Annotated in this window: 17 protein-coding genes and 1 riboswitch; of the genes, 10 read left to right on the top strand and 7 right to left on the bottom strand. The window is 68.9% G+C overall.

The genetic code is table 11. The annotated features are described in order from the left end of the window. Position 1: 1 nt before the first annotated feature. Positions 2–6,397, top strand: coding sequence for an Ig-like domain-containing protein (locus tag DL990_RS31880; protein ID WP_125800900.1), 6,396 nt, complete (start codon positions 2–4; stop codon positions 6,395–6,397). Positions 6,398–6,438: 41 nt separating this feature from the next. On the opposite strand, the gene DL990_RS31885 is transcribed toward DL990_RS31880, so the two are convergent. Further along, positions 6,439–6,867, bottom strand: a complete 429-nt coding sequence (locus DL990_RS31885; RefSeq protein WP_125786996.1) for a RidA family protein — start codon at positions 6,865–6,867, stop codon at positions 6,439–6,441. A gap of 114 nt (positions 6,868–6,981) precedes the next feature. On the opposite strand from DL990_RS31885, the gene DL990_RS31890 reads away from it, so the two are divergent. Next, positions 6,982–7,644: a maleylpyruvate isomerase family mycothiol-dependent enzyme gene (locus DL990_RS31890; protein ID WP_125800901.1), complete on the top strand. Its 663-nt coding sequence runs from the start codon at positions 6,982–6,984 to the stop codon at positions 7,642–7,644. A 3-nt stretch (positions 7,645–7,647) separates the two neighbouring features. Here DL990_RS31890 and DL990_RS31895 read toward each other — a convergent pair whose 3' ends face one another. Then, entirely contained in the window at positions 7,648–7,974 is a 327-nt protein-coding gene (locus DL990_RS31895) for a rhodanese-like domain-containing protein (RefSeq protein ID WP_125786998.1), read from the bottom strand. An 81-nt stretch (positions 7,975–8,055) separates the two neighbouring features. On the opposite strand from DL990_RS31895, the gene DL990_RS31900 reads away from it, so the two are divergent. The 4 genes from DL990_RS31900 (at position 8,056) to DL990_RS31915 (ending at position 12,667) form a co-directional block, all read left to right on the top strand. Next, positions 8,056–8,631, top strand: a complete 576-nt coding sequence (locus tag DL990_RS31900) for a TetR/AcrR family transcriptional regulator (protein ID WP_125787188.1) — start codon at positions 8,056–8,058, stop codon at positions 8,629–8,631. Between the two features lie 29 nt (positions 8,632–8,660). Continuing rightward, positions 8,661–9,053 (top strand): hypothetical protein, encoded by a 393-nt coding sequence (locus DL990_RS31905; RefSeq protein WP_233620632.1) that lies wholly within the window; start codon positions 8,661–8,663, stop codon positions 9,051–9,053. Positions 9,054–9,110: 57 nt separating this feature from the next. Beyond that, positions 9,111–11,387 (top strand): protein translocase subunit SecD, encoded by a 2,277-nt coding sequence (secD, locus tag DL990_RS31910; RefSeq protein ID WP_125800902.1) that lies wholly within the window; start codon positions 9,111–9,113, stop codon positions 11,385–11,387. A 92-nt stretch (positions 11,388–11,479) separates the two neighbouring features. Then, positions 11,480–12,667, top strand: coding sequence for a sodium:proton antiporter (locus tag DL990_RS31915; RefSeq protein WP_125800903.1), 1,188 nt, complete (start codon positions 11,480–11,482; stop codon positions 12,665–12,667). A 339-nt stretch (positions 12,668–13,006) separates the two neighbouring features. Here DL990_RS31915 and DL990_RS31920 read toward each other — a convergent pair whose 3' ends face one another. After that, positions 13,007–13,795, bottom strand: coding sequence for a hypothetical protein (locus DL990_RS31920; RefSeq protein ID WP_125800904.1), 789 nt, complete (start codon positions 13,793–13,795; stop codon positions 13,007–13,009). Positions 13,796–13,955: 160 nt separating this feature from the next. On the opposite strand from DL990_RS31920, the gene DL990_RS31925 reads away from it, so the two are divergent. Both DL990_RS31925 and DL990_RS31930 read left to right on the top strand, forming a co-directional pair. After that, complete coding sequence (locus tag DL990_RS31925; protein WP_125787002.1) at positions 13,956–14,939, top strand: LysR family transcriptional regulator; 984 nt, start codon at positions 13,956–13,958, stop codon at positions 14,937–14,939. Positions 14,940–15,074: 135 nt separating this feature from the next. Further along, a complete protein-coding gene (locus DL990_RS31930; protein WP_125800905.1) occupies positions 15,075–16,400 on the top strand; it encodes an alpha-lytic protease prodomain-containing protein in 1,326 nt (441 codons plus the stop codon). A 94-nt stretch (positions 16,401–16,494) separates the two neighbouring features. On the opposite strand, the gene DL990_RS31935 is transcribed toward DL990_RS31930, so the two are convergent. Together DL990_RS31935 and DL990_RS31940 are read right to left on the bottom strand one after the other, a co-directional pair. Beyond that, positions 16,495–16,809 (bottom strand): multidrug efflux SMR transporter, encoded by a 315-nt coding sequence (locus DL990_RS31935; RefSeq protein ID WP_063277207.1) that lies wholly within the window; start codon positions 16,807–16,809, stop codon positions 16,495–16,497. An 11-nt stretch (positions 16,810–16,820) separates the two neighbouring features. After that, positions 16,821–16,889, bottom strand: a riboswitch (guanidine-III (ykkC-III) riboswitch). Between the two features lie 65 nt (positions 16,890–16,954). Then, positions 16,955–18,166 carry an MFS transporter gene (locus tag DL990_RS31940; protein ID WP_125787004.1) on the bottom strand — a complete coding sequence of 404 codons (1,212 nt, stop codon included), beginning with the start codon at positions 18,164–18,166 and terminating at the stop codon, positions 16,955–16,957. Positions 18,167–18,249: 83 nt separating this feature from the next. Here DL990_RS31940 and DL990_RS31945 point away from each other — a divergent pair, with 83 nt between their 5' ends. Beyond that, positions 18,250–19,152, top strand: a complete 903-nt coding sequence (locus DL990_RS31945) for a LysR family transcriptional regulator (protein ID WP_125787005.1) — start codon at positions 18,250–18,252, stop codon at positions 19,150–19,152. 2 nt (positions 19,153–19,154) lie between these two features. Here DL990_RS31945 and DL990_RS31950 read toward each other — a convergent pair whose 3' ends face one another. Beyond that, positions 19,155–19,736, bottom strand: coding sequence for a TetR/AcrR family transcriptional regulator (locus DL990_RS31950; RefSeq protein WP_125787006.1), 582 nt, complete (start codon positions 19,734–19,736; stop codon positions 19,155–19,157). A gap of 59 nt (positions 19,737–19,795) precedes the next feature. Here DL990_RS31950 and DL990_RS31955 point away from each other — a divergent pair, with 59 nt between their 5' ends. Continuing rightward, positions 19,796–20,341: an SRPBCC family protein gene (locus DL990_RS31955; RefSeq protein ID WP_199746688.1), complete on the top strand. Its 546-nt coding sequence runs from the start codon at positions 19,796–19,798 to the stop codon at positions 20,339–20,341. Here the strand turns inward: DL990_RS31955 and mptB are convergent. Beyond that, positions 20,245–21,684, bottom strand: coding sequence for a polyprenol phosphomannose-dependent alpha 1,6 mannosyltransferase MptB (mptB, locus tag DL990_RS31960; RefSeq protein ID WP_125800906.1), 1,440 nt, complete (start codon positions 21,682–21,684; stop codon positions 20,245–20,247). The genes DL990_RS31955 and mptB overlap by 97 nt on opposite strands. Positions 21,685–21,761: the final 77 nt, after the last annotated feature.

A 21,761-nucleotide genomic window follows, 5' to 3' on the forward strand; every position in this document is an offset into this window, starting at 1 on the left:
CATGGCGGAACGTCGTGGGCGGAATCGGTGGCGGCGGGGCATGACGCTGCTCACGGTGATCGTCGTGGCCCTGCTGATGGGCGCCCCGCTGCCCGCGACCGCCCAGGTCCAGCCGCGCGGAGCGGGTACCGAGCGGCCGATCGGGCCGGAGCCGGTGTATTCGGGTCTGGCGCACGGTGGTATCACGATGGCCGCCAACTCCGTCGTGCAATGCGGCGTCGGCGTGGTCTGCAACGAGTCCGCGAGCAACGCGAGCCCGGTGTCGTGGATCAAGACCGACCCGGCCGCGCCGGGGAACACCGCCTCCGCGGCGAGCTTGAACGTCCCGCCCGGCGCGAAGGTGCTCAACGCCAGGCTGTACTGGCAGTTCAACCCGGTCGCCAACAGCGGGACCTCCGGTGACGGGAGCCGGGGCAACCAGGTCTCGGTGAAGACCCCGGGCTCGGCCTCCTACCAGCGGATCACCGCGGAAACCTACGACTGGTTCCCCGCGACCACCACGGGCGGTGTCCCGACGTTGTACGCCTACGGAGGCGCGGCCGACGTCACTAACCTCGTGACCGCCGCCGGCACCGGGCAGTACACGGTCGCCGACATCCAGGCCTGCCAGGGCCAGTCGATCAGTGGGACGAACCTCGGCTGCTGGGGCGGCTGGTCACTGGTGGTCGCCTACGAACTGCCCAGTGAGCCGCTGCGTTACCTGCAGGTGTGGGACGGTTTGCAGCGCGTCGCCGGCGGTAGCACGCCGAGCTCGGCGACCATCGCGCTGAGCGGCATCAAGGCCCCGACCTCGCGTCAGCCCAACGTCGAACTCGGCATCGTCGCGGGCGACGGCGACGCGCCCATCAGCGGCGACTACCTCCAGGTCGGTCCGAACGCCTCCAGCCTCCAGACGATCGCCATGCCCGCGCCCGGCGGCGTGGCGACCAACAACGCCTTCAGCAGCCGCATCGACCGTGTCACGGCCACCGGTTCCGGCGCGAACGTCACGTCGCGCGATCCCAATCCGGTGAACAACGTCGGCTACGACGCCCGCAGCATCGACATCACCGGCAAGGTCCCCGCGGGGACCACCGCGCTCCAGGTGAAGATCGGCACCATCGGCGACGCGCTGTACCCGCAGACGATCTGGCTCGTCACCGACGCGCTCGAACCCGACCTGCAGATCACGAAGGCCAACGACCCGGTCGGCAACACCGACGACAACCCGCCGGGCTACGTCGCCAAGGGCGGCGAGGTCACCTACAGCTTCGACGTCGCCAACCGGCACGCCGACGGTAGTGTCAACGACCTCGACACCGCGACGAACGTGGTGCTCACCGACACCCTGCCCGCCGGCGTCACGTTCGTGGCCGGGTCCAATCCGGACTGTTCGGCCGCCGGTCAGCTGGTCACCTGCAACCTGCGGAACTTGAGGCCGGGGCAGTCGCAGAACGTCGCCTTCAAGGTCAAGGTCGGCGCCTCGGTGCCGGACGGCACCAAACTCGACAACACCGGCAAACTGACCTTCCGCGGCGAGGACACCGGACGTCCGCAGGAACGCACCTCGAACACGGTGCGGAACACGGTCGCCTCGCCCGGGTACCAGCTGACGAAGACGGTCGACCTCGCCGAGGCGATCCCGGGCGACACCCTGACCTACCAGGTGACGGTGCGGAACACCGGGGTGATCCCCGTGCCCGCGCTGACGGTGCGCGACACGCTGCCGCCGGGCACGACGTACGTGTCCTCCACTCCTTCGAAGGGCACGACGTCCGGCTCCGGGCCGATCGATTGGGCCGTGAACGGTCTCGCCGTCGGGGAGACGGCCACGTTGACGGTGCGCGTGAAGGTCGAAGAGGCCGCCATCGGCAAGGAACTGGTGAACCGCGCGACGGTGCCGACCGGACCGCCGCCGGTCGTCCCGCCGGACAACCGCTGCCCGGACGATCCCGCCGCCGCGTGCGCGAAGACCAAGGTGCCGCCGCCGTCGTACACGGTGACGAAGACCGTGGACAAGGAATCCGCGAACCCGGGTGACGTCGTGCGTTACAAGGTCACCGTCGCCAACACCGGAAAGGTGACCGCGGCGGACCTCAAGGTCGTCGACGATCTGACCGGCGTGCTGGACGACGCTGTCTACCAGAACGACGCCACCGCTTCGCCCGGTTCGGTGTCCTATGTGGACCCGAAGCTGACCTGGACGGGAACGCTCGCGGCGGGGAAGAGCGCGGAGTTCACCTACACGGTCAAGGTCAAGAGCCCGAACACGGGCGACAACCGGCTGAAGAACGTGGTGACGTCGGAGACGCCGGGTGGTAACTGTCCGCCGGGTTCGACGGATCCGAAGTGTGGGACGACGACGCCGGTGTCGGGTCTGCTGATCGAGAAGTCGGTCGACAAGCAGTCGGCGAACCCTGGCGACGTGGTGAAGTACACGGTGACGGTGCGGAACACCGGTCAGACCAAGCTGACCGGTGCCACGTTCACCGATGACCTGACTCAGGTGCTGGACGACGCGGACTACCAGAACGATGGTGCCGCGACGATCGGTGGTGTGGCATACGCGGCGCCGAAGCTGACCTGGACCGGTGATCTCGACGTGGGCGCGACGTCCACGGTGACCTACACGGTCAAGGTGAAGAACCCGAACACCGGCGACGACCAGCTCAAGAATGTGGTGTCGTCGGAGACGCCCGGTGGTAACTGTCCGCCGGGTTCGACGGATCCGAAGTGCGGGACCACCACTCCGGTTTCAGGGTTGCTGATCGAGAAGACCGTCGACAAGCAGTCGGCGAACCCTGGTGATGTCGTGAAGTACACGGTGACGGTACGGAACACCGGTCAGACCAAGGTTTCCGGCGCGACGTTCACCGACGATCTCACTCAGGTTCTCGATGACGCGGACTACCAGAACGATGGTGCGGCGACCATCGGTGGAGTCACCTACGCGGCACCGAAGCTGACGTGGACCGGTGATCTGGAGATCGGCGCGACCGCCACGGTCACCTACACGGTGAAGGTCAAGAACCCGAATCCCGGTGACAAGAAGCTGTCCAATGTGGTCACTTCGGAGACGCCGGGTGGGAACTGCCCGCCGGGTTCGACGGATCCGAAGTGTGGGACGACGACGCCGGTGTCGGGTCTGCTGATCGAGAAGTCGGTCGACAAGCAGTCGGCGAACCCCGGTGACGTCGTGAAGTACACGGTCACGGTCAAGAACACCGGCCAGACCAAGCTGACCGGGGCGACATTCACCGATGACCTGACTCAGGTGCTGGACGATGCGGACTATCAGAATGATGGTGCGGCGACGATCGGTGGTGTGGCTTATGCCGCGCCGAAGCTGACGTGGACGGGTGATCTGGAGATCGGTGCCACGGCTACGGTCACGTACACGGTGAAGGTCAAGAACCCCACCACGGGCGATAATCTGCTCAAGAACGTGGTTTCGTCGGAGACGCCGGGTGGCAACTGCCCGCCGGGTTCGACGGATCCGAAGTGCGGGACGACGACGCCGGTGTCGGGTCTGACGATCGAGAAGACCGTCGACAAGCAGTCGGCGAACCCCGGTGAGGTCGTGAAGTACACGGTCACGGTCAAGAACACCGGCCAGACCAAGCTGACGGGCGCGACCTTCACCGACGATCTCACTCAGGTTCTCGATGACGCGGACTACCAGAATGATGGTGCGGCGACCATCGGTGGAGTCACCTACGCGGCACCGAAGCTGACGTGGACCGGTGATCTGGAGATCGGCGCCACCGCGACGGTCACGTACACGGTCAAGGTGAAGAACCCCGCCCCCGGCGACAAGAAGCTCATCAACACGGTCACCTCCGAGACGCCGGGTGGCAACTGCCCGCCGGGTTCGACGGACCCGAAGTGCGGCACCACGACGCCGGTGTCGGGGTTGAAGATCGAGAAGTCGGTCGACAAGCAGACCGCGAACCCGGGTGACGTCGTGAAGTACACGGTGACCGTCACCAACACGGGGCAGACCAAGCTGAGTGGCGCCACCTTCACCGATGACCTGACTCAGGTGCTGGACGACGCGGACTACCAGAACGACGGCGCCGCGACGATCGGTGGTGTGGCTTACGCCGCGCCGAAGCTGACCTGGACCGGTGACCTCGGCGTCGGTGACACGGCCACGGTCACCTACACCGTCAAGGTCAAGAGCCCGAACACCGGCGACAACCGGCTCAAGAACGTGGTGTCGTCGGAGACGCCGGGTGGCAACTGCCCGCCGGGATCCACGGATCCGGACTGTGGCACCGACACCCCGGTTTCGGGCCTGGAAATCAAGAAGACGGTCGACAAGCAGACCGCGAACCCCGGCGACGTCGTGAAGTACACGGTCACGGTCAAGAACACCGGCCAGACCAAGCTGACCGGCGCGACCTTCACCGATGACCTGACCCAGGTGCTCGACGACGCCGTCTACCGGAACGACGGCGCGGCGACCATCGGCGGTGTCACCTACGCGGCACCGAAACTGACGTGGACCGGCGACCTCGGCATCGGGGAGACCGCCACGGTCACCTACACGGTCCAGGTGAAGAAGCCGGGCGACGGCGACAAGAAGCTCGTCAACGCCGTCACCTCGGACACGCCGGGCGGCAACTGCCCGCCGGGTTCGACCGATCCGGACTGCGGCACGACGACCCCGATTTCCGGGCTGCTCATCAAGAAGACCGCCGACAAGAAGTCGGTCGACCCCGGCGACACGGTGAAGTACACGATCACCGTCACCAACACCGGGCAGACCGCGCAGGACGGTGCCACGTTCACCGACGACATGACCGAGGTGCTCGACGACGCCGACTACCAGAACGACGGCGCGGCGACCATCGGCGGTGTCACGTACGCGGCACCGAAACTGACGTGGACCGGTTCGCTGGGCATCGGACAGACCTCGACCGTCACCTACACGGTCAAGATCAAGAACCCGAACCCCGGTGACAAGAAACTGTCCAATGTGGTCACTTCGGAGACGCCGGGCAACAACTGCCCGCCGGATTCGACCGACCCGAACTGCGTCGCGGACGTGCCGTCCCGCGAACTGACGGTCAAGAAGACGTCGGACAAGCAGACCGCGAACCCGGGCGACGTCGTCACCTACACCGTGACCGTCAGCAACACCGGCAAGGTCGACCTGGTCGGCGAAGATGCCGCACGGGTCACGGACGACCTGTCCGAGGTGCTGGACGACGCCGACTACGCCGACGATGCCGCGTCGGCGCCGGTCGCCGGGACGTTCGCCTTCACCGCGCCGAACCTGGTGTGGACCGGCGATCTCCCGGTGGGGGCGTCGACCACGCTGAAGTATTCGGTGAAGGTGAAGAACCCGGTGACGGGTGATCACGAACTGCGGAACACCGTCAGCACCAACACCCCGGGCACCTGCCCGCCGCAGTCCGACGATCCCGCGTGCTCGACTGTCACCCCGGTGCCCGGTATCTCGCTGGAGAAGAAGGCGGACAAGGCCACGGCCAACCCGGGCGACGTGGTCAAGTACACGGTGACCGTGCGCAACACCGGCAAGACGAAGCTGACCGGCGCCACGTTCACCGACGACCTCTCCGAGGTCCTCGACGACGCGGTGTTCCAGAAGGACGGTGCGGCGACGATCGGTTCGGTGACCTACGAAGAACCGAAGCTGACCTGGACCGGCGACCTGGAGATCGGGCAGACGGCGACGGTCACCTACAGCGTCAAGGTCACCAAGACCGACGGCGACGGCAAGCTGACCAACGTGATCACGTCCGAAACCCCCGGCGGGAACTGCCCGCCGGGCAGCAAGGACCCGGAGTGCGGCACGACGACACCACTGTCCAGCCTGAAGATCAAGAAGACGGTCGACAAGACGGAGGCGAACCCGGGCGAGGTCGTCACGTTCACCGTCACGGTGGAGAACACCGGACAGGCCACAGTGGACGACGCGACCTTCACCGACGATCTGACCCAGGTGCTGGACGACGCCACCTTCGACGGCACCGCCAAGGCCAGTACGGGAGCGGTCACCTATTCCGCGCCCAAGCTGACCTGGAAGGGCGCGCTCAAGCCGGGGGAGAAGGCCACCGTCACCTATGCCGTCACCGTGCGGAAGCCGGCGACCGGTGACCACCGCCTCCGCAACGTCGTCACGTCCGACACTCCCGGCGGCAACTGCCCGCCGGGTTCGGCGAACCCCGACTGCGGCACCGACACCCGGGTCCCGCCGACGCCGCCGACACCGCAGCCGCCGGACAAGCCGAACCCGCAGCCGCCGAACCCGCAGCCACCGACCACGCCGCGTCCGCCCGGTCTGGCCGTGACCGGCTCGCCGGTGAAGACGATGACGGTGCTGGCGCTGGGCATGCTGGCCATCGGCGCGCTGCTGCTGCTCGCCGGGCGGAGGCGCCGGGAGTCCTGATCGAGCCGCGGTGCCGGTGGTCGTGAGTGGCGATTCGGGTTCTAACCCGAATCGCCACTCACGACCAGCCTGACCGCGATCAGTGCTTCGACCTCGACGACGAGGTCCGGGCGCGCCAGTGCCGCCACCACGATCAGCGACTGGGCCGGCCAGTCCGCTTCCGGGTACCAGCGGGTGAAGGTCTCGCGCAGCGCCGTGCGGAATCCGCCGAGGTGTTCGGTGCCGGAAAGCATGCTGAACACCTTGACCAGATGTTCCGGTCCGGCGCCCGCGGCTTCGAGCAGTCGTTCGAGGTTGGCGAGAATCGCGCGGGTCTGCGACTCCGCGTCGGGTCCGGCGAGTTCGCCGTCGGGCAGAACGCCGATCTGGCCGGAAACGACGACGAGTTCGTGATCGGCGGGAACGCGGACCAGATGGCTGTACGGGCCGATCGGCGCCGCCACGGTCTCCGGATTCCAGCGCTGGATCATCGGTCCCCCTTTCCTGGTGCTCGGCGGAATTCGCCTCCCGAGTATCGGGGACCGATGATTCCGGTCCGCGGCGGGAGTCTCACCTTCGGACGACGATGATCGGAAGGACTCCCGATGACGAATTCAGGATCGAAGACGCGCGCCGCGACCGCGGTCTGGCCGCTGATCCACGCCGAGCGGGCGGCACTGGCGAACGACCTCGCGGAGCTCACCGAAGAGCGGTGGGCGACGCCGTCGCTCTGCGCCGGGCTGACGGTGCGCGAGGTGCTCGCGCATCTCACCTCGGGGGCGAGTCTCACGCCGTTGCGGTGGCTGGCCGGCGTGATCCGCTGCCGGTGGGACTTCGACAAGCAGGTCGCCATGCGGCTGGCCGAACACCTGGGGGAGGACGGCGCCGAGACGCTGGAGCGGTTCCGCCGGGTCGTCGACAGCACGACGAAACCGCCTCTGCCGAAGTTGGCGATGCTCGGTGAGGCGATCGTGCACGCCGAGGACATCCGCCGCCCCCTCGGCATCCGCCGCGACTATCCGATTACCGTTCTCACCGCGCTGGCCGGGTACTACCAGGGCGCGGACCTGGTGGTGATGGCGAAGGGGCGCATCGGCGGGCTGCGGTTGCGAGCCACCGATGGCCCCTTCGCCGTCGGGTCCGGGCCGCTCGTCTCGGGTCCGACCCTGGCGCTGATCATGGCCATGACCGGACGGGCGGCCTACCTCGCCGAACTCCACGGCGACGGGGTCCCGATCCTGCGGCGGCGTATCCCGCCCCAGGACTGAGGCTCAGTCCTGTTCGAGGGGCAGGCCGGCGTCGGCCCAGTCCTCGATGCCTTCCCGGTATTTGCGGACGTCGGTGTAGCCGAGGGCGGTGAGCCGGTCGGCGACCTGTCCGCTGTTGGGGCAGGCGGGGTTCGAGCAGTAGGTGACGATGGCGGCGCCGCGATCGGGCAGCACGGTCGCGGCGCGAGTGTCGACGTCGGCGAGGACCAGGGGGATCGCGCCGGGCAGGTGTTGCTTGGCGTAGTACTCGCCACCCAGTGCGTCGACCACCGTCACGGCCTTCGCGTCGATCGCGGCTTTCAGTTCGTCACGGGTGATGAGTGCGGTCATGTCGCTACCTCCAGTTAATCGGACTATAGTCCGTATGTGCCTCACGACCATAACGGACCGCAGTCCGCTTTTGCAACACCGTTGGAACTCCTGCGCACGCCGCCGTCCAAGGAACGCGCCGACGCCGCCCGCAACCGGGCCGCCATCCTGGACGCGGCCGCGTCGCTGTTCGCCGAGCACGGCGTCGACGCCGTGTCGATGGACCAGGTGGCCGCGGCCGCGGGCGTGGGGAAGGGGACGCTCTTTCGCCGCTTCGGCGACAAGGCGGGGCTGGCCGTCGCGTTGCTGGACGCGCGGGAACGCCTGCTCCAGGAAGGAATCCTGCACGGCCCGCCGCCGCTGGGCCCCGGAGCTCCGCCGGTCGAACGGCTCGTGGCCTTCGCCGAGGCGTATGTCGACTATGTGCTCGAACACCTGCCGCTGGTACGGATGTCGGAGACCGCGGCGCCGGGCGCGCGCTACCGCATCGGTGCCTACCGGTTCTGGCACCGGCACGTCGCGCTCCTGCTCGACGGGACGCCCGATCCCGAGCACGCCGCGCACGCCTTGCTGGCCACGCTGGCGGCCGAGCATCTGACCGCGCTGCTGCCGGAACTGGGGGAGGACCGCGTCCGCGCCGGGATCACGCGCCTGTGGCGGCGGGCCGGAGCCCAGTAGGGTGTCGGCGAGGACCCGGGAGTGTGTCGATGATGGTGGAGAGCCGGAGGTACCGGACGGCAAGGCAGGCCGTGCCGGCGCTGCTCGCCGCCGTGCTGACCGCGCTCGGCCTGTTCCTCGCGCTCCATGCGGCCGACTCCGCTTCGGCGGACGAGTCGCGCGGGCCGAACGCGACGGTCGACTCCTCGGTCTCCAAGGCCGTTGCGCCGGTGCGTGCCTCGGGCAGGCTCGCCGCCGAACCTTCGCTCCTGGGTGTGCACGGTCACGGTGATCTGCCGCTCTTCGGGACCGTCCCGCACGGGCCCGCGTCGACGACGCTGCTCCGCCTCGGCGGACTCCAAGACGACGTCATTCCTCCCTCGCGCACGGCGAACCGCCTCGCGACGGGGGATCGCGCTCCTCCTTTCCCGGTAGCCGTCTGAGCTCACGGGCGCGTCTTCCGCGTGCCCGAACCGGGAAATCATCGAGGAGAAACCTTCGTGCCGCGCGAAACCGCGCGGCGAGGCATGACCGGGCGAGCCGTCGTCTCGCTGGTCGTCCTCGCCGCGACCGTGTACCTGTTGCTGACCACCGCCCCGCGTCTGGGCCTCGATCTGCGTGGTGGGACGCAGATCGTGCTGGAGACCAAGGATTCGCCCACCGTCACCGCCAACGCCGAGACCACCGACCGGACGCTCGAGGTGCTGCGCCGCCGGGTCGACGCGCTGGGCGTCGCCGAGCCCATGCTGGCCCGCTCCGGGGACAACCGGATCATCGTCGAACTGCCCGGCGTCCGTGATCCGCGCGAAGCCGTCGAGGTGATCGGCCGCACCGCGCAACTGTCCTTCCACCCCGTGCTCGGCACCGGCACTGCCTCCGGTGACTCCCGGGTCCTGCCCGACGAGAGCGGCCGGCCGCTCACGCTGGGGCCCGCCGCGCTGACCGGCGAAGGTGTCGACGAGGCACTCTCGTCGATCGATTCGCAGGGCGGCGGCTGGCTCGTTTCCGTTGACTTCAAAGGGGATGCCGGCCGCGCCTGGGAACGGCTGACCGGGCAGGCCGCCTGTTCGCCGCCCGGTGACCCGGCCCGCCGGGTGGCGATCGCGCTCGACGACAAGGTGATCTCGTCGCCGCAGGTCAGCCCGCAGGTCGCCTGCGGGGTCGGGATCGTCGGCGGGAGCACGCAGATCACCGGCCAGTTCTCCCCGGCCGAAGCGAAGGACCTGGCACTGCTGATCAACGCCGGCGCGCTGCCGACGCCGGTCGAGATCATCGAGCAGCGCACCGTCGGACCCACGCTCGGCGCCGAGGCCATCGACGCCAGCGCGCGTGCCGCCGTGATCGGCCTGGCGCTGACCGCGCTGTTCCTTCTCGCGGTGTATCGCCTGGCCGGGCTGATCGCCGTTGGCACGCTTGTGGCGTACGCCGCCGTGTCCTACGCCGCGCTGCTCGCCGTCGGCGCGACGCTCACCTTGCCGGGACTCGCCGGCTTCGTCCTGGCGATCGGCATGGCCGTCGACGCCACCGTGCTCGTGTTCGAAAGGGCGAGAGAGGAACATACGGTCAAACGGGGCGGTTCACTGCCGCGGTCGGTCAGCCGCGGGTTCAGCGGGGCGTTGTCGGCGATCGTCGATTCGAACGTGACGACGTTGCTCGCCGCGGGCCTGCTGTTCTGGCTGGCGTCCGGCCCGGTGCGCGGGTTCGGGGTGACGTTGTCCATCGGCGTCGTCGTCGCGTTGTTCATCTCGCTCGTGCTCACGCGTTTGCTGCTGCACCTGACGATGCGGGGCGTGGTCGCGCGGAAACCGCGGTTGTCCGGGCTCACCCACGAAGGCCGCGTCCGGCGGTGGGTGAACCGCCGTGATCCGGGGTTCCTCGGGAAACCGAAACGCTGGCTGATGGTGGCCGGTGCGGTCGTCATCGCCGCGATCGCGGGACTGTTCGTGGCGGGGCCGAATCTCGGCGTGGAATTCACCGGCGGCCGGGTCGTCGAATACAGCACCTCGGCGCCCGCCGACGTCGAGCGGGTTCGCGACGCGGTCTCCGACGCCGGATTCCCCCGCGCCGTCGTGCAGACGTCCGGGGAGAAGGACATCTCCGTCCGCACCGAACCGATCGACGAGGACGCCACCGAACGGATCAGGACCGCCGTCGCGTCGGTCGCGGGTGACGCCACCGAGATCCGCGACGAGCAGATCGGCCCGAGCCTCGGCGCCGAACTGCGCACCAAGGCGGTGATCGCGCTCTGCCTCGCGGTGCTGGCGCAGCTGATCTACCTGGCGGTGCGGTTCGACTGGCGGCTCGGCGTCGCCACGGTGGCGGCGCTCGCCCAGGACGTCCTGATCATCCTCGGGATCTTCGCCTGGCTGGGCAAATCCATGGACGGCGTCTTCCTCGCCGCGCTGCTGACGGTGATCGGTTATTCGGTCAACGACTCGGTGGTGGTCTTCGACCGGGTCCGGGAAGTGCGCGGGCAACACCGCAAGGAACCGTTCGCCCGCGTCGTCGGCACGGCGGTGCTCCAGACGTTGCCGCGGACGATCAACACCGGGATCGGAGTGCTGTTCGTCCTCGGGGCGCTGCTGTTCCTCGGGGACGGATCCCTGGCCGACTTCGCCCTCGCGCTCCTGCTCGGTCTCGTCGCGGGCACAGTGTCCACAGTGGCCACCGCCGGTCCCGTCGCGATCCTGCTCGACAAGCGGTGGCCCGGGGCAGGACGTCCGGTCAGGAAGGCGTCGCGGACACGGTCGCGCGAAGACAACGGCGCGGTGGTGTGATCGACGTTCCTTTGTGGACCGCCGCGCCGCGCCCGGCCTCTATGCTCGTTCCCGGTGGCAGGGGAGTTCCACCGGGAACGAGGGGCGGGTAGATGATCCAGAGCGTGCTCGTCGGCGCGGTCGTCGTGCTGGCCTGGACGATGACCGCGGCCCGGCTGGAGCGGTGGCAGATCACCGCGCCGATGGCGATGGTCGCGGCGGGGCTGGCGATCGGGTTCAGCACCCGCAACGACCTCGGCAACGGACTCAACACCGAGATCGCCCTCAACGCGGCGGAACTGATCCTCGCGCTGCTGTTGTTCGTGGACGCCACCGCGGTCAAGGGCGGTTATCTCGGTCATGACGCCAAGACCGCGGTGCGGCTGCTGCTGATCGCGCTGCCGCTGACGATCCTGATCGTCATGGGCGTCGGCCTGCTGGTGCTGCCGGGCGTCGGCTGGACGGTGGTGCTGCTGATCGCCTGCATCATCGCGCCCACGGATTTCGCGCCCGCGACCTCGGTGGTGCACGACGTCCGGGTGCCCGAGCGCGTGCGACATCTGCTGAACGTCGAAAGCGGCTACAACGACGGCGTCGTCGCCCCGGTGTTCATCTTCGCGCTCACCCTCGCGGGGAGCCACCACCAGGCGAACACGCCGGGCGAGGCACTGCAGACAGCGATCCCCGCGGCGCTGCTGGCCGTGCTGGCGGGCTCCGTCATCGGCGCGGTGGCCGCGGTGGCGATGAACGTGACCGGCAGGCACGGCTGGTCGACGCGGCATTCCGCGCGGGTCGCCGCCGTCGCGTTGCCGCTGCTGACCTACACCGCCGCCGTCGCGATCGGCGGCAACGGCTTCGTCGCCGCGTTCATCTGCGGGATCGCCTACAAGGCCGCCCGGCACCCGAGCGAAGACGAACTCGGGCTGGCCGAGGACGTCAGTTCGCTGTGCGGGCTGCTGATGTGGTTCGTCTTCGGCAGCACCGCGGTGCTGGTGCTGTCCTTCGGCCTCACCTGGGGCGTGGTGATCGTCAGCGTTGTCGCGCTGACCGTCGCCCGGCTGGTCCCGGTGCTGATCACCTTGCTGCGGACGGATTTCCGCTGGCGGGACCGGATGACCATCGGCCTGCTGGCCCCGCGCGGCGCGGCCTCGATCGTGTTCGGGCTGCTGGCCTTCAACTCGCTCGACGGGGACGCGGCGGACATCGCGTTGAGCGTCATGGCGGTGACGGTGCTGGCGAGCGTCGCGGCGCACGGTGTGGGGGCGTCGGCGTTCCTGAACCGCAAGTCGAAGAGGTCTTGACGGCGAGGTGCGCCCAATGTGGCATTGGGGACGCTGGGTGTCCCCAATGCCACATTGGGCGCACCGAACGAGCCGCCGGCACGGCCACCTATTGAGGGGTAAGGCAAACGTGTGGTGTCTCGGGGCGAGACGGCGGGCTGGGTGACGTGACGCCGCACCCCCGAGTTACGTCCCCAATCACGCGAGTCACGCCTTGTACTTCATGACCGGCCGCCGAGCGTACGCAGGAGCGACACCGGCCCCGCGCCACGACACGTTCGACTTCACCCTCGATGACTTGCAGGTGATCCTCCGGCCGCGGAAGCCGATGGAACGGCGAGGAATGCCGGCCGATCGTGCTCAGTCATCCGCTGACTCGACGACGTCCTCCGCCGGCTGCCAAGGCGCGCCGTCCTCCCACAGCCGTTCCGCCTCGTCGGCGAAATGCCGGTACCATGGCGCGTCCTTCGGTTCCACTGTGAACACCGGCGAGGCTTCACCGGACGGCCGGTATTCGTAGTGCTGGACGCAGATCAGTCCCCGTTTGCTGGAGACGTCGAGACAGTTGAATCCCGCGGAGGAGATCCGCGACGAAACCCGGATCTCCAGCCTGCCGCTCGTCCTGCTCTTCAAGGACGTCAGTTCGTCCAGGGTCGCGAGGATCCGCTGCCGCAGCCGCCCCTGCCCGAGGCTCTGGGAGATCCGGCGATCGGCGATGGCGACGAGTTCTTCGTCGGACGGATCGAGCACCAGGACCCGGATCCGTCCACCCGCTTCGAGGATCGACCGGATGTCGCTGCGCATGCCCTGCACGGTCCTGGTCATCGAATGGCCGATGAGCAGGATGTCGAAGGCCGTCGCACGCCGGGAGATGAGATCCGCGGGGAACTCCGGTTCGAAGAACGCCGCCGGGCCGCCGCGGTTGGCGTCGCGGACCTGTTCGGTCAGCCGCCGCGAGCGGATCTGGGAGAAGGCGAGCAGGGCGAGCAACGCCGTCACCACGGACGAAAGCGTTTTGACGTCCGAGATCCCGGTCGCGCCGAGAACGGTGAACACCAGTGCGACGGTGCCCAGTACGTACAGATCCAGATTGTCGTCGGTGATCACGCGCGCCAGCGATCGCCGGAACCGTCCATGCTCGTCCGCCACTGAACCCCCTTGTCGTCGTTCCGTGGTGACGATATCGGCCGGTCGCCCGCCATGTCCGGGATTGCTGACATCGATGGCATCCCGCGAACCACCCGATACGAAGCCATTTGGCCCACTTGTTTGTCTGGTCCAGTCCAGTTATGTCTACTAACGTAGAGGGATGGAGCTGGAACTGCGCCACCTGCGCATCATGTGCGCGATCGCCGAACTCGGGAGTATCACCAAGGCGGCGAACACGCTCGGAATGGCGCAGCCTGCACTGACAGCACAACTGAAGCGCATCGAACGGACCCTCGGCGGGAAGCTCTTCCTGCGCGATCACACGGGCACCAGGCCGACCGCGCTCGGTCTCCTTGTCCTCGAGCGGGCCAAGATGGTGCTCCCGGCCGTGTCGTCCCTGCACGACGAGGCGGCGCGCCTCGCCCAGCACGCCGGGACCGGTGAGCCGGTGACCCTGCGGCTCGGCTCGGCGACGGGGCCGATGCTGGGGGCGCTCCTGCAGCGCCTCGGCACCACTCATCCCGACATCCACGTCGCCACGCATACGTCGTGGTCGTCCAACAAACTCGCGGACATGACGGCCGAGGGCGCGCTGGACTTCGCCTTCGTCGGCGTCTGCGGTGACGCCGCGCCGCCGCCCGAGCCCGGTCTCCGCTGGCGGACGCTCGCGCATCATCCGGTGTTCGTGCTGATGTCGGCGCGGGACGAGCGCGCGCAGCAGAGCGAAGTGGAACTCGGCGAGCTCGCGGACGAACGGTGGTGTGCGACGCCGGGCGACGGATGCTTCGGCGACTGTTTCGCTTCCGCGTGCGCGCGATCGGGGTTCACGCCGCGTTCCCTGTACGAAACCGATGTGCTGACCTGTATCGAGATGGTCGAATCGGGACACGCGGTGGTGTTGTGTCAGCCGCTGTTCCACGAGATCCCGGGGATCGTCGCGGTCCCGATCGCGGGGAACCCGCTGAGCTGGCGGAATCTCGTCGGCTGGTCGGATCGAGGGGAGATGGGCCCCTTCGCCGCGGAGATGATCGCCCTGTCCCGCGCGGTGTACGGCGAGCTGATCGACCGGCGGCCGACCTACTCGAAGTACCTGGAGTTGAACCCGGGTTATGGCGTCGACTACACGGACGCAGGGGTGCGCTGACCTGCGCGGAAGTCGTTGAAAGGTCCAGTCCACTGACGTGGATATGACCTAAATGGTATGTACCTTTTGCGGCAGGTGCCTCGTACGGTCTGGAACGAGATCTTCTTCCGGAACGTCGGTGAGGAAACGCCTGAAATGAACCGAAAGATCGTAGCGGCCGCCGCGGCGGCCCTTACCGGAGCGGGCCTGGTCACGGCCGTCGCGCTGACACCGAGTGCCATCGCCGGCCAGACCGCCCCCGCGGCCGACCAGGTCCAGTCGGAGATCGTCGCCGCCCTGTCGCGCGACCTGAAGATCAGCCCGGACCAGGCGAGGACCCGTCTCGCCGTCGAGCAGAAGACGGCCCGCGCCGACAGTGACCTCAAGACCCGGCTCGGCTCGTCCTACGCCGGATCGTGGCTGGACGCGACCGGGACCACGCTGACCGTCGCGGTCACCGACGCGGCGCTGGAGGGCACCGTGCGTGCCGCAGGCGCGACCCCGAAGACCGTCGCGCGGAGTGCCGCCCAGCTCGACGCGGCGAAACTGTCCTTGGACGCCAAGGGAACCAGCGCGCCGAAGACCGTGCCCGGCTGGTATGTCGACGTCGTCACCAACTCGATCGTCGTCCTGGCCACCACGGGCACCGAAGCCGCCGCGAAGTCGTGGGCGACCGCGTCCGGCGTGCGTGCCGACGCGGTGCGGGTCGAGACCAGCACCGAAAGCCCCGTTCCGCTGATCGACGTCATCGGCGGCAACGCCTACACCTTCGGTTCGGGTCGCTGCTCGATCGGTTTCTCGGTCGAGGGCGGTTTCGTGACCGCCGGGCACTGCGGCACCACCGGCACGCGGACCTCGAACCCGAGCGGGAGCGTCGCGGGCTCCAGCTTCCCCGGCAACGACTACGGATGGGTCCGCGTGGACGCGGGCAACACCCCGCGTCCGCTGGTGAACCGCTACCCGGGCACCGTGCCGGTGGCGGGCTCGCAGGAGGCCGCGATCGGCGCGTCGGTCTGCCGTTCCGGTTCCACGACGGGCTGGCACTGCGGCACCATCCAGCAGAAGAACGCCTCGGTGAACTACCCGCAGGGCACCGTTTCCGGCCTCACCCGGACCAACGCCTGCGCCGAACCCGGCGACTCCGGCGGTTCGTGGCTCGCGGGCGACCAGGCGCAAGGTGTCACCTCCGGCGGTTCCGGCAACTGCAGCTCGGGGGGCACGTTCTACTTCCAGCCGATCTCGGAGATCCTGAGCGTCTACAACCTGCGCCTGGTCACCTCGGGATCGAACCCGCCGTCCAGCACGACGCCGACCACCACGACGTCGAACAACCCGCCCGGCGGAACCTGGGCGGCGGGCACCACCTACGCCGTCGGCGCGACGGTGACTTACGGCGGTGCGTCGTACCGGGCCCTCCAAGGCCACACCGCACAGGCAGGTTGGGAGCCGCCGAACGTCCCAGCGCTTTGGGCGCGCGCCTGACCGCCTAGCCGTCCGGGCCACACGCAGGGGTGCGCCCGGACCCGACCGCCCCCGACGTCGTCCGTGCGTCGGGGGCGGTCCCTCTTTTGCCGGGTCAGTGCAGGACTTTCAGGCCGACCACGCAGGCCACGATTCCCACGATCAGCAGAATTCGGGCCACCGAAACGGTTTCCGCGCCGGACCACATGCCGTACGCGACGGTGAGCGAAGCCCCGATCCCGACCCAGACCGCGTAGGCGGTGCCGACGGGGAGATCCTTCATCGCGTAAGCGAGCCCCACCATGCTCGCCACCAGCGTGACGCCGAAGATCACCGACGGTACCGGCCGGGACAACCCTTCGGATTTGCCGAGTGCGGTGGCCCACACGGCTTCCAGTACACCCGAAACGATCAGGACAAGCCACGACATGACGCGCTCCCAGAGCGCCGTCTTGTCGCTGGCCGGGTACGGCACCCACTCGTCCGGGGACCTCGATCACGAGGTTCCACGACCAGGATGGCACACCCTCCTCATGGGCGCCCGCGGGTTTGACGAGGGTCACCACTGTGGACGGTCAGGTCAGCACCTTGGGTGCCGACCACGCGAGCAAACCCAGTTCCAGCACCGAGAATCCGATCAGCGCCCACGCACTCGGCAGCCAGATCAGCGAGATGCCGACGAGGAGGATGGGCAGGACCAGTCCGGCGTAGGCGGCCAGGAACAGGGCCGCGAGGACTTCGCCGCGCACCGGCGGTTCGGCGAGGGCGGCGACCGTGGCCACCGCGGCGCGGAAGCCCAGACCGACGCCGGCGCCCGCCACGACCCCGCCCGCGAGGAAGAGCCACAACTGCGACGTGGTCACCGCGATCGGCAGTGCTACGAGTCCGGTCACCATCAGTCCGAGGCCGAGCCGCAGCTGGGCGCGCCTGGCCAAGCCGGCGAACACGACCTGTGCCCCGGCCGCCGCGACGAACACGGAGAACGACGCGAGACCGGCCAGCATCCGCGAGTTCTCGTGCATGCCCTGCGCCAGCAACGTCGGGGTCAACGCCATGAACAGCCCCGTGATCGCGAAGGCCGCGAAGGCGCCGATGGCCGCGCCGAAGAAGGCCGGCCGCGCTCCCGAAGGCAACGAGACGCGCTGTGGCCGGTACGCGGGCCGTTCCTCGGCACGTTCCACCGTCTCCGGTACGAGCGCGACGGCGATGGCCGAGGCGAGCAGCAGTACCAGGAAGAACACGAACGGCGTGGTGAGCGGTTCGGCCGAATGGCTCGCGAACACGCCGCCGACCAAGGGGCCGAGCGACAGCCCGCCCATGTTGACCACGGTCGCGATCAGCCCGGCGCGCCCGTGGTCCTCGCGTGGACGGGCGACCGCGCGCAGTTCGGACAGGTGCGCGGTGGCGGTCGCGGTCAGCGCGCCGATCCCGGCGCCGCCGACGAGCCTGGCCAGGATCAGCCCGGGAACGTCCGGCCACGCCAGGAAAAGCGTCGCGGAAAGGGCTTGCGTCAGGGTCGCGGCGAGGATGACTCGCCGCCGTCCCAGCCAGTCGCTGACGTGACCGGCGAGGTAGAGGCTGCCCATCACGCCGACCGCGTACGCCGCGAACACGATGGTCACGACGTAGGTCGGGAAACCGTCACGCTGCTGGTAGAGCACGTAGAGCGGGGTGGGGACGGTGGAGAAGGCCAGCGACGCGGCGTAGGCGGCCGCGATGACCCAGAAACCGCGACCGTGACTGATCCGCCGGAGCGCGGGACGGGGGAGGGTGACGGTGTTCGACATGTCTCCACTGTGAATCGGCGGATCAACCAAGTCCAACGAACAATGCTGGTCACAGTTATCGAGAACTGCGATAATCGGCTACTGTGGAGACCCGTCAGCTCGAATGTTTCGTCGCCGTCGCCGAGGAACTCAGCTTCACCCGCGCCGCTCGGCGGCTGTACGCGGTGCAGTCGACCGTGTCGGCGACGATCCAAGCGCTCGAAGGCGATCTCGGCGTCAAGCTGTTCGACCGCTCGACGCGGCGGGTCGCGCTTTCCCCGGCGGGCAAGGTGTTCCTGCCCGAGGCCAAGGCCGCGCTGGAGGCTGTCGACAGGGCACGCGAGGTGGTCGCCGACGCCTCCGCCGGCCTGCGCGGCAGCCTCCGCATCGGCACGCTGACCAGCGTCGGAGACCTCGATCTGCCCGATCTGCTCGGCGCGTTCCACCGGCGCTACCCGCTGGTCGACCTGCACGTTTCGGTGTCGATCACCGGGTCGACCGGACTGGCCGAGGATCTGCGCCAGGGCAGGCTCGACGTCGCGTTGCTCGGCCTGCCCGAATCCGATCTCGCCGGGCTCGACACCAAACTGCTCGGCTCGGCGCCGTTCGTCGCCGTGCTTCCGGACGGTCACCGGCTGGCCGACCGTCGGTCGCTGACCTTGGCGGATCTCGCGGGCGAGTCCTTCGTGGACAATCCGCGGGGCTTTGGCAACCGGGTCGCGCTGGACCGCGCGTTCGAGGCGCTCGGGGCGCCGCGGCGGGTCATCGTCGAGGTCGCCGATCTGCGCGCCGTGCCCGCCTACGTGGCGGCGGGGCTCGGCGTCGCCGTCGTCCCGGATCTCAAGCTGCTCTCCGGTGTCCGGACGATCCCGCTCGACGAACCCGGTCTCGCCTGGCCGCTGACCATCGCCACGAGAGGAGAGCGGCCGCCCGGCCGGGCGGCCCGGCTGCTGTTCGAACTGATCGACGAAGGGGAGTTCTCCCTCGTGATCCCCACCAGGACCTGAGTTCAGCCGGTCAGCAGGGTGCGGGTCGTTTTGGCCACCAGGTCGACGGTGCGTGGTGGCGGCGCCTCGCCTCGGTCGAGATGTCTCCGCACCGCGGCGTACGGGAGGTCCACGAGCGCCAGCATCAGTTCGTCCGTGCTCCGGCCGGTCAGCGGGCGCAGCCGTCGCACGACCTTGGTGATCGCCGTTTCGAGGCGGTGGTTGGCATCTCCGACGCGGGTGCGGTCCTCGGCGCTCCAGTCGTCGACGCCGAGCGCGCTCTGACCCCCGTAGAGCAGCTTCCCCTCGGCGGGATGGGCACGGCACCAGCGGACGACCTGTGCCGCGGCTTCGACGGCCGCTTCGGTGACCGGTTCCTGTTCGAGGGCTTCGAGATAGCCCTGCTGGAAGCGGGTCACCGTGCGAAGCCAGACGGCGGCGAGCAGCGCCGGACGTCCGGGAAAACGATGGTAGATCGACCCACTCGGCGCGCCGACCTCGCGGGCGACGGCCGACATGGTCACCCCGGCGATCCCTTCGGCGGCGAAGATCCGCACGGCGGCGTCGAGGAAGTCGTCGGCGGTGTGCCGCGGTGGCCGTCCCATTTTCAGAGACTATCCTCTACTATGGTTTTAGGGGAAGGTCTCTAGAACTGGGAGGTACGATGCGCGTGTGGAACAGGCATCACCGGATCGTCGACGTGGCGCAGGAGCGCGTCGGCGCGCTGATCGACACTCTTTCCGCGGACGGCGACCAGCTCTGGCCCGTCGACGCGTGGCCGCCGTTGCGGTTCGACCGGCCACTCGGGGTGGGAGCCGACGGCGGGCACGGACCGGTGCGGTACCACGTGGAGTCCTACGAACCCGGGAGGTCCGTGCGGTTCAGGTTCACCGCGCCCCGCGGCTTCGACGGGTTCCACGAATTCACCTTGCGTGCGACGGAAAAGGGCGAGACCGAACTCGCGCACCTCATGGTGCTGCGGCTGCGGCATCCGGCATGGTTCACCTATCCGCTGCTGTGGCGGCCGATGCACGACGCGCTGCTGGAAGACTGCCTCGACCGTGCCGAGCGTGAACTCACCGGCACGGTCAAGGCGCCCGCGCGATGGAGCCTCTACGTCCGGCTCTTGCGGAACCTGATCTCCGGCAAGAGGCCCTTTCGCTTGAGTACGAACAAAGTGCCGCCGATGAGCACGACGGCGATCAAGTAACCCAGTGCCAGCGACACGGCGCCACCGTTCGCGGGCGGGAGCAGCACACCGAACACCGCGCTGACGACGGCGAGGATCCAGCGTCCGCGGTCGGTCGTGAGGCTGACGGCCAGCAGCGCGACCGTCCACAGGAGATACCACGGCTGCACGACCGGGCCGAGCACCAGCATCGCGGCGAAGGTCAGACCCGCGCCGTAGAGCGGGTGCAGCTTTTCCCGGTACGTGAGCCATAGGAGCCTGGCGCCGACGGCGAGACCGAGGATCGCGCCGACGAGCGAGAACACCTTGATCGCGCCGCCGGTCAGGTCCGCGCCGAAGATCTTGCCCACCCCGCCGACGAGGAAGCCGAGTTCGTTGGTGGGCGCCATCCAGCTGTGGACCTGGCCGGAAACCCCGGAAAGCACGCGGACCCAGCCGAAACCGAGCCCGCTGCCGAGTGAGATCGCCACCGTGACGGTGGCGAATCCGGCGGGCAGCCCGAGCGCCACCGCCGCCCGGCCGGCGGGCGTCGCCCGGCGGAACAGGTCGATGCCGACGAACAGCAGGCCCGCGACGGCCACGATCTTGATGTTCGCGGCGGCACTCACCGCGATCACGCCGGCGGCGATCAGCGCCGGCCGCGCCGCGCCGGTCTTCGCCGCGCCCATGAGGATGAGTTCCAGCCCGGCGACCATCAGCCCGACCATGAGCCCGTCGTTGTGCACGCCCGCCACGACATGCCATAGGACCAGCGGGTTGAGCAGGGCCAGCCACAGCGCGATCGACGGCGAAACCCCGACGCGCCGGGCGAGCCGGGGGAGCGCCCAGGCCAGCAGCACGATCCCGATCAGCCCCAGCAGCCGGTGCAGCAGCACTGTCGGCACGAAGGCGTCCCCGGCGACGTGGGCGATCGCGCGGGCCAGCGCGACGAACGCCGGTCCGTACGGCGCGGGCGTGTCCCGCCAGTAGTGACTGACCGCGAGCGTCACGGGCGAATCGGCGCCGAGCGCCTCGGCCGGTCCCACGAGATAGGTGTCGAACCCCTTGGCCGCGATCAGTCCTTGCGCCAGGTAGCTGTTGATGTCGCCGCTGAACAGCGGGCGCGCGACCAGCAGCGGCGCGCACCAGGAGACCGCGATCCAGTACAGCCGCCGCTCCGGCAATCCGGCGGCGAGCCGTCCGATGCCGAGCCAGGAGAGCACAAGGGTGGCCATCCCGGAGACGCCCAGCGCCACCACCAGCACCGAGGGCAGGCCGATCCCGGACGTGACCAGCACCAGCACGGCGATTCCGAGGAAACCCGCCCAGTGCAACGCCGAGATGTTCAGCCCGGTCTTCTCCGGCGCGGGCAAGACGTTCTGCATGCGGCCAAGCTACTCCAAGTGCGGAATCCGGTTCCGCCGAACGTACGGGAAACCGGCCACGACGCTTCGGGGCCGCG

This window comes from Amycolatopsis sp. WAC 01416 (assembly GCF_003947485.1).
Classification (GTDB): domain Bacteria; phylum Actinomycetota; class Actinomycetes; order Mycobacteriales; family Pseudonocardiaceae; genus Amycolatopsis.

What these genes read in the sequence shown, in the direction of transcription:
- DL990_RS31880 (WP_125800900.1), top strand. Translation starts at nt 2, where the DNA reads ATGGCGGAACGTCGTGGGCGGAATCGGTGGCGGCGGGGCATGACGCTG.
- DL990_RS31885 (WP_125786996.1), bottom strand. Translation starts at nt 6,867, where the DNA reads ATGATCCAGCGCTGGAATCCGGAGACCGTGGCGGCGCCGATCGGCCCG.
- DL990_RS31890 (WP_125800901.1), top strand. Translation starts at nt 6,982, where the DNA reads ATGACGAATTCAGGATCGAAGACGCGCGCCGCGACCGCGGTCTGGCCG.
- DL990_RS31895 (WP_125786998.1), bottom strand. Translation starts at nt 7,974, where the DNA reads ATGACCGCACTCATCACCCGTGACGAACTGAAAGCCGCGATCGACGCG.
- DL990_RS31905 (WP_233620632.1), top strand. Translation starts at nt 8,661, where the DNA reads ATGATGGTGGAGAGCCGGAGGTACCGGACGGCAAGGCAGGCCGTGCCG.
- DL990_RS31915 (WP_125800903.1), top strand. Translation starts at nt 11,480, where the DNA reads ATGATCCAGAGCGTGCTCGTCGGCGCGGTCGTCGTGCTGGCCTGGACG.
- DL990_RS31925 (WP_125787002.1), top strand. Translation starts at nt 13,956, where the DNA reads ATGGAGCTGGAACTGCGCCACCTGCGCATCATGTGCGCGATCGCCGAA.
- DL990_RS31930 (WP_125800905.1), top strand. Translation starts at nt 15,075, where the DNA reads ATGAACCGAAAGATCGTAGCGGCCGCCGCGGCGGCCCTTACCGGAGCG.
- DL990_RS31935 (WP_063277207.1), bottom strand. Translation starts at nt 16,809, where the DNA reads ATGTCGTGGCTTGTCCTGATCGTTTCGGGTGTACTGGAAGCCGTGTGG.
- DL990_RS31940 (WP_125787004.1), bottom strand. Translation starts at nt 18,166, where the DNA reads ATGTCGAACACCGTCACCCTCCCCCGTCCCGCGCTCCGGCGGATCAGT.
- DL990_RS31950 (WP_125787006.1), bottom strand. Translation starts at nt 19,736, where the DNA reads ATGGGACGGCCACCGCGGCACACCGCCGACGACTTCCTCGACGCCGCC.
- DL990_RS31955 (WP_199746688.1), top strand. Translation starts at nt 19,796, where the DNA reads ATGCGCGTGTGGAACAGGCATCACCGGATCGTCGACGTGGCGCAGGAG.
- mptB (WP_125800906.1), bottom strand. Translation starts at nt 21,684, where the DNA reads ATGCAGAACGTCTTGCCCGCGCCGGAGAAGACCGGGCTGAACATCTCG.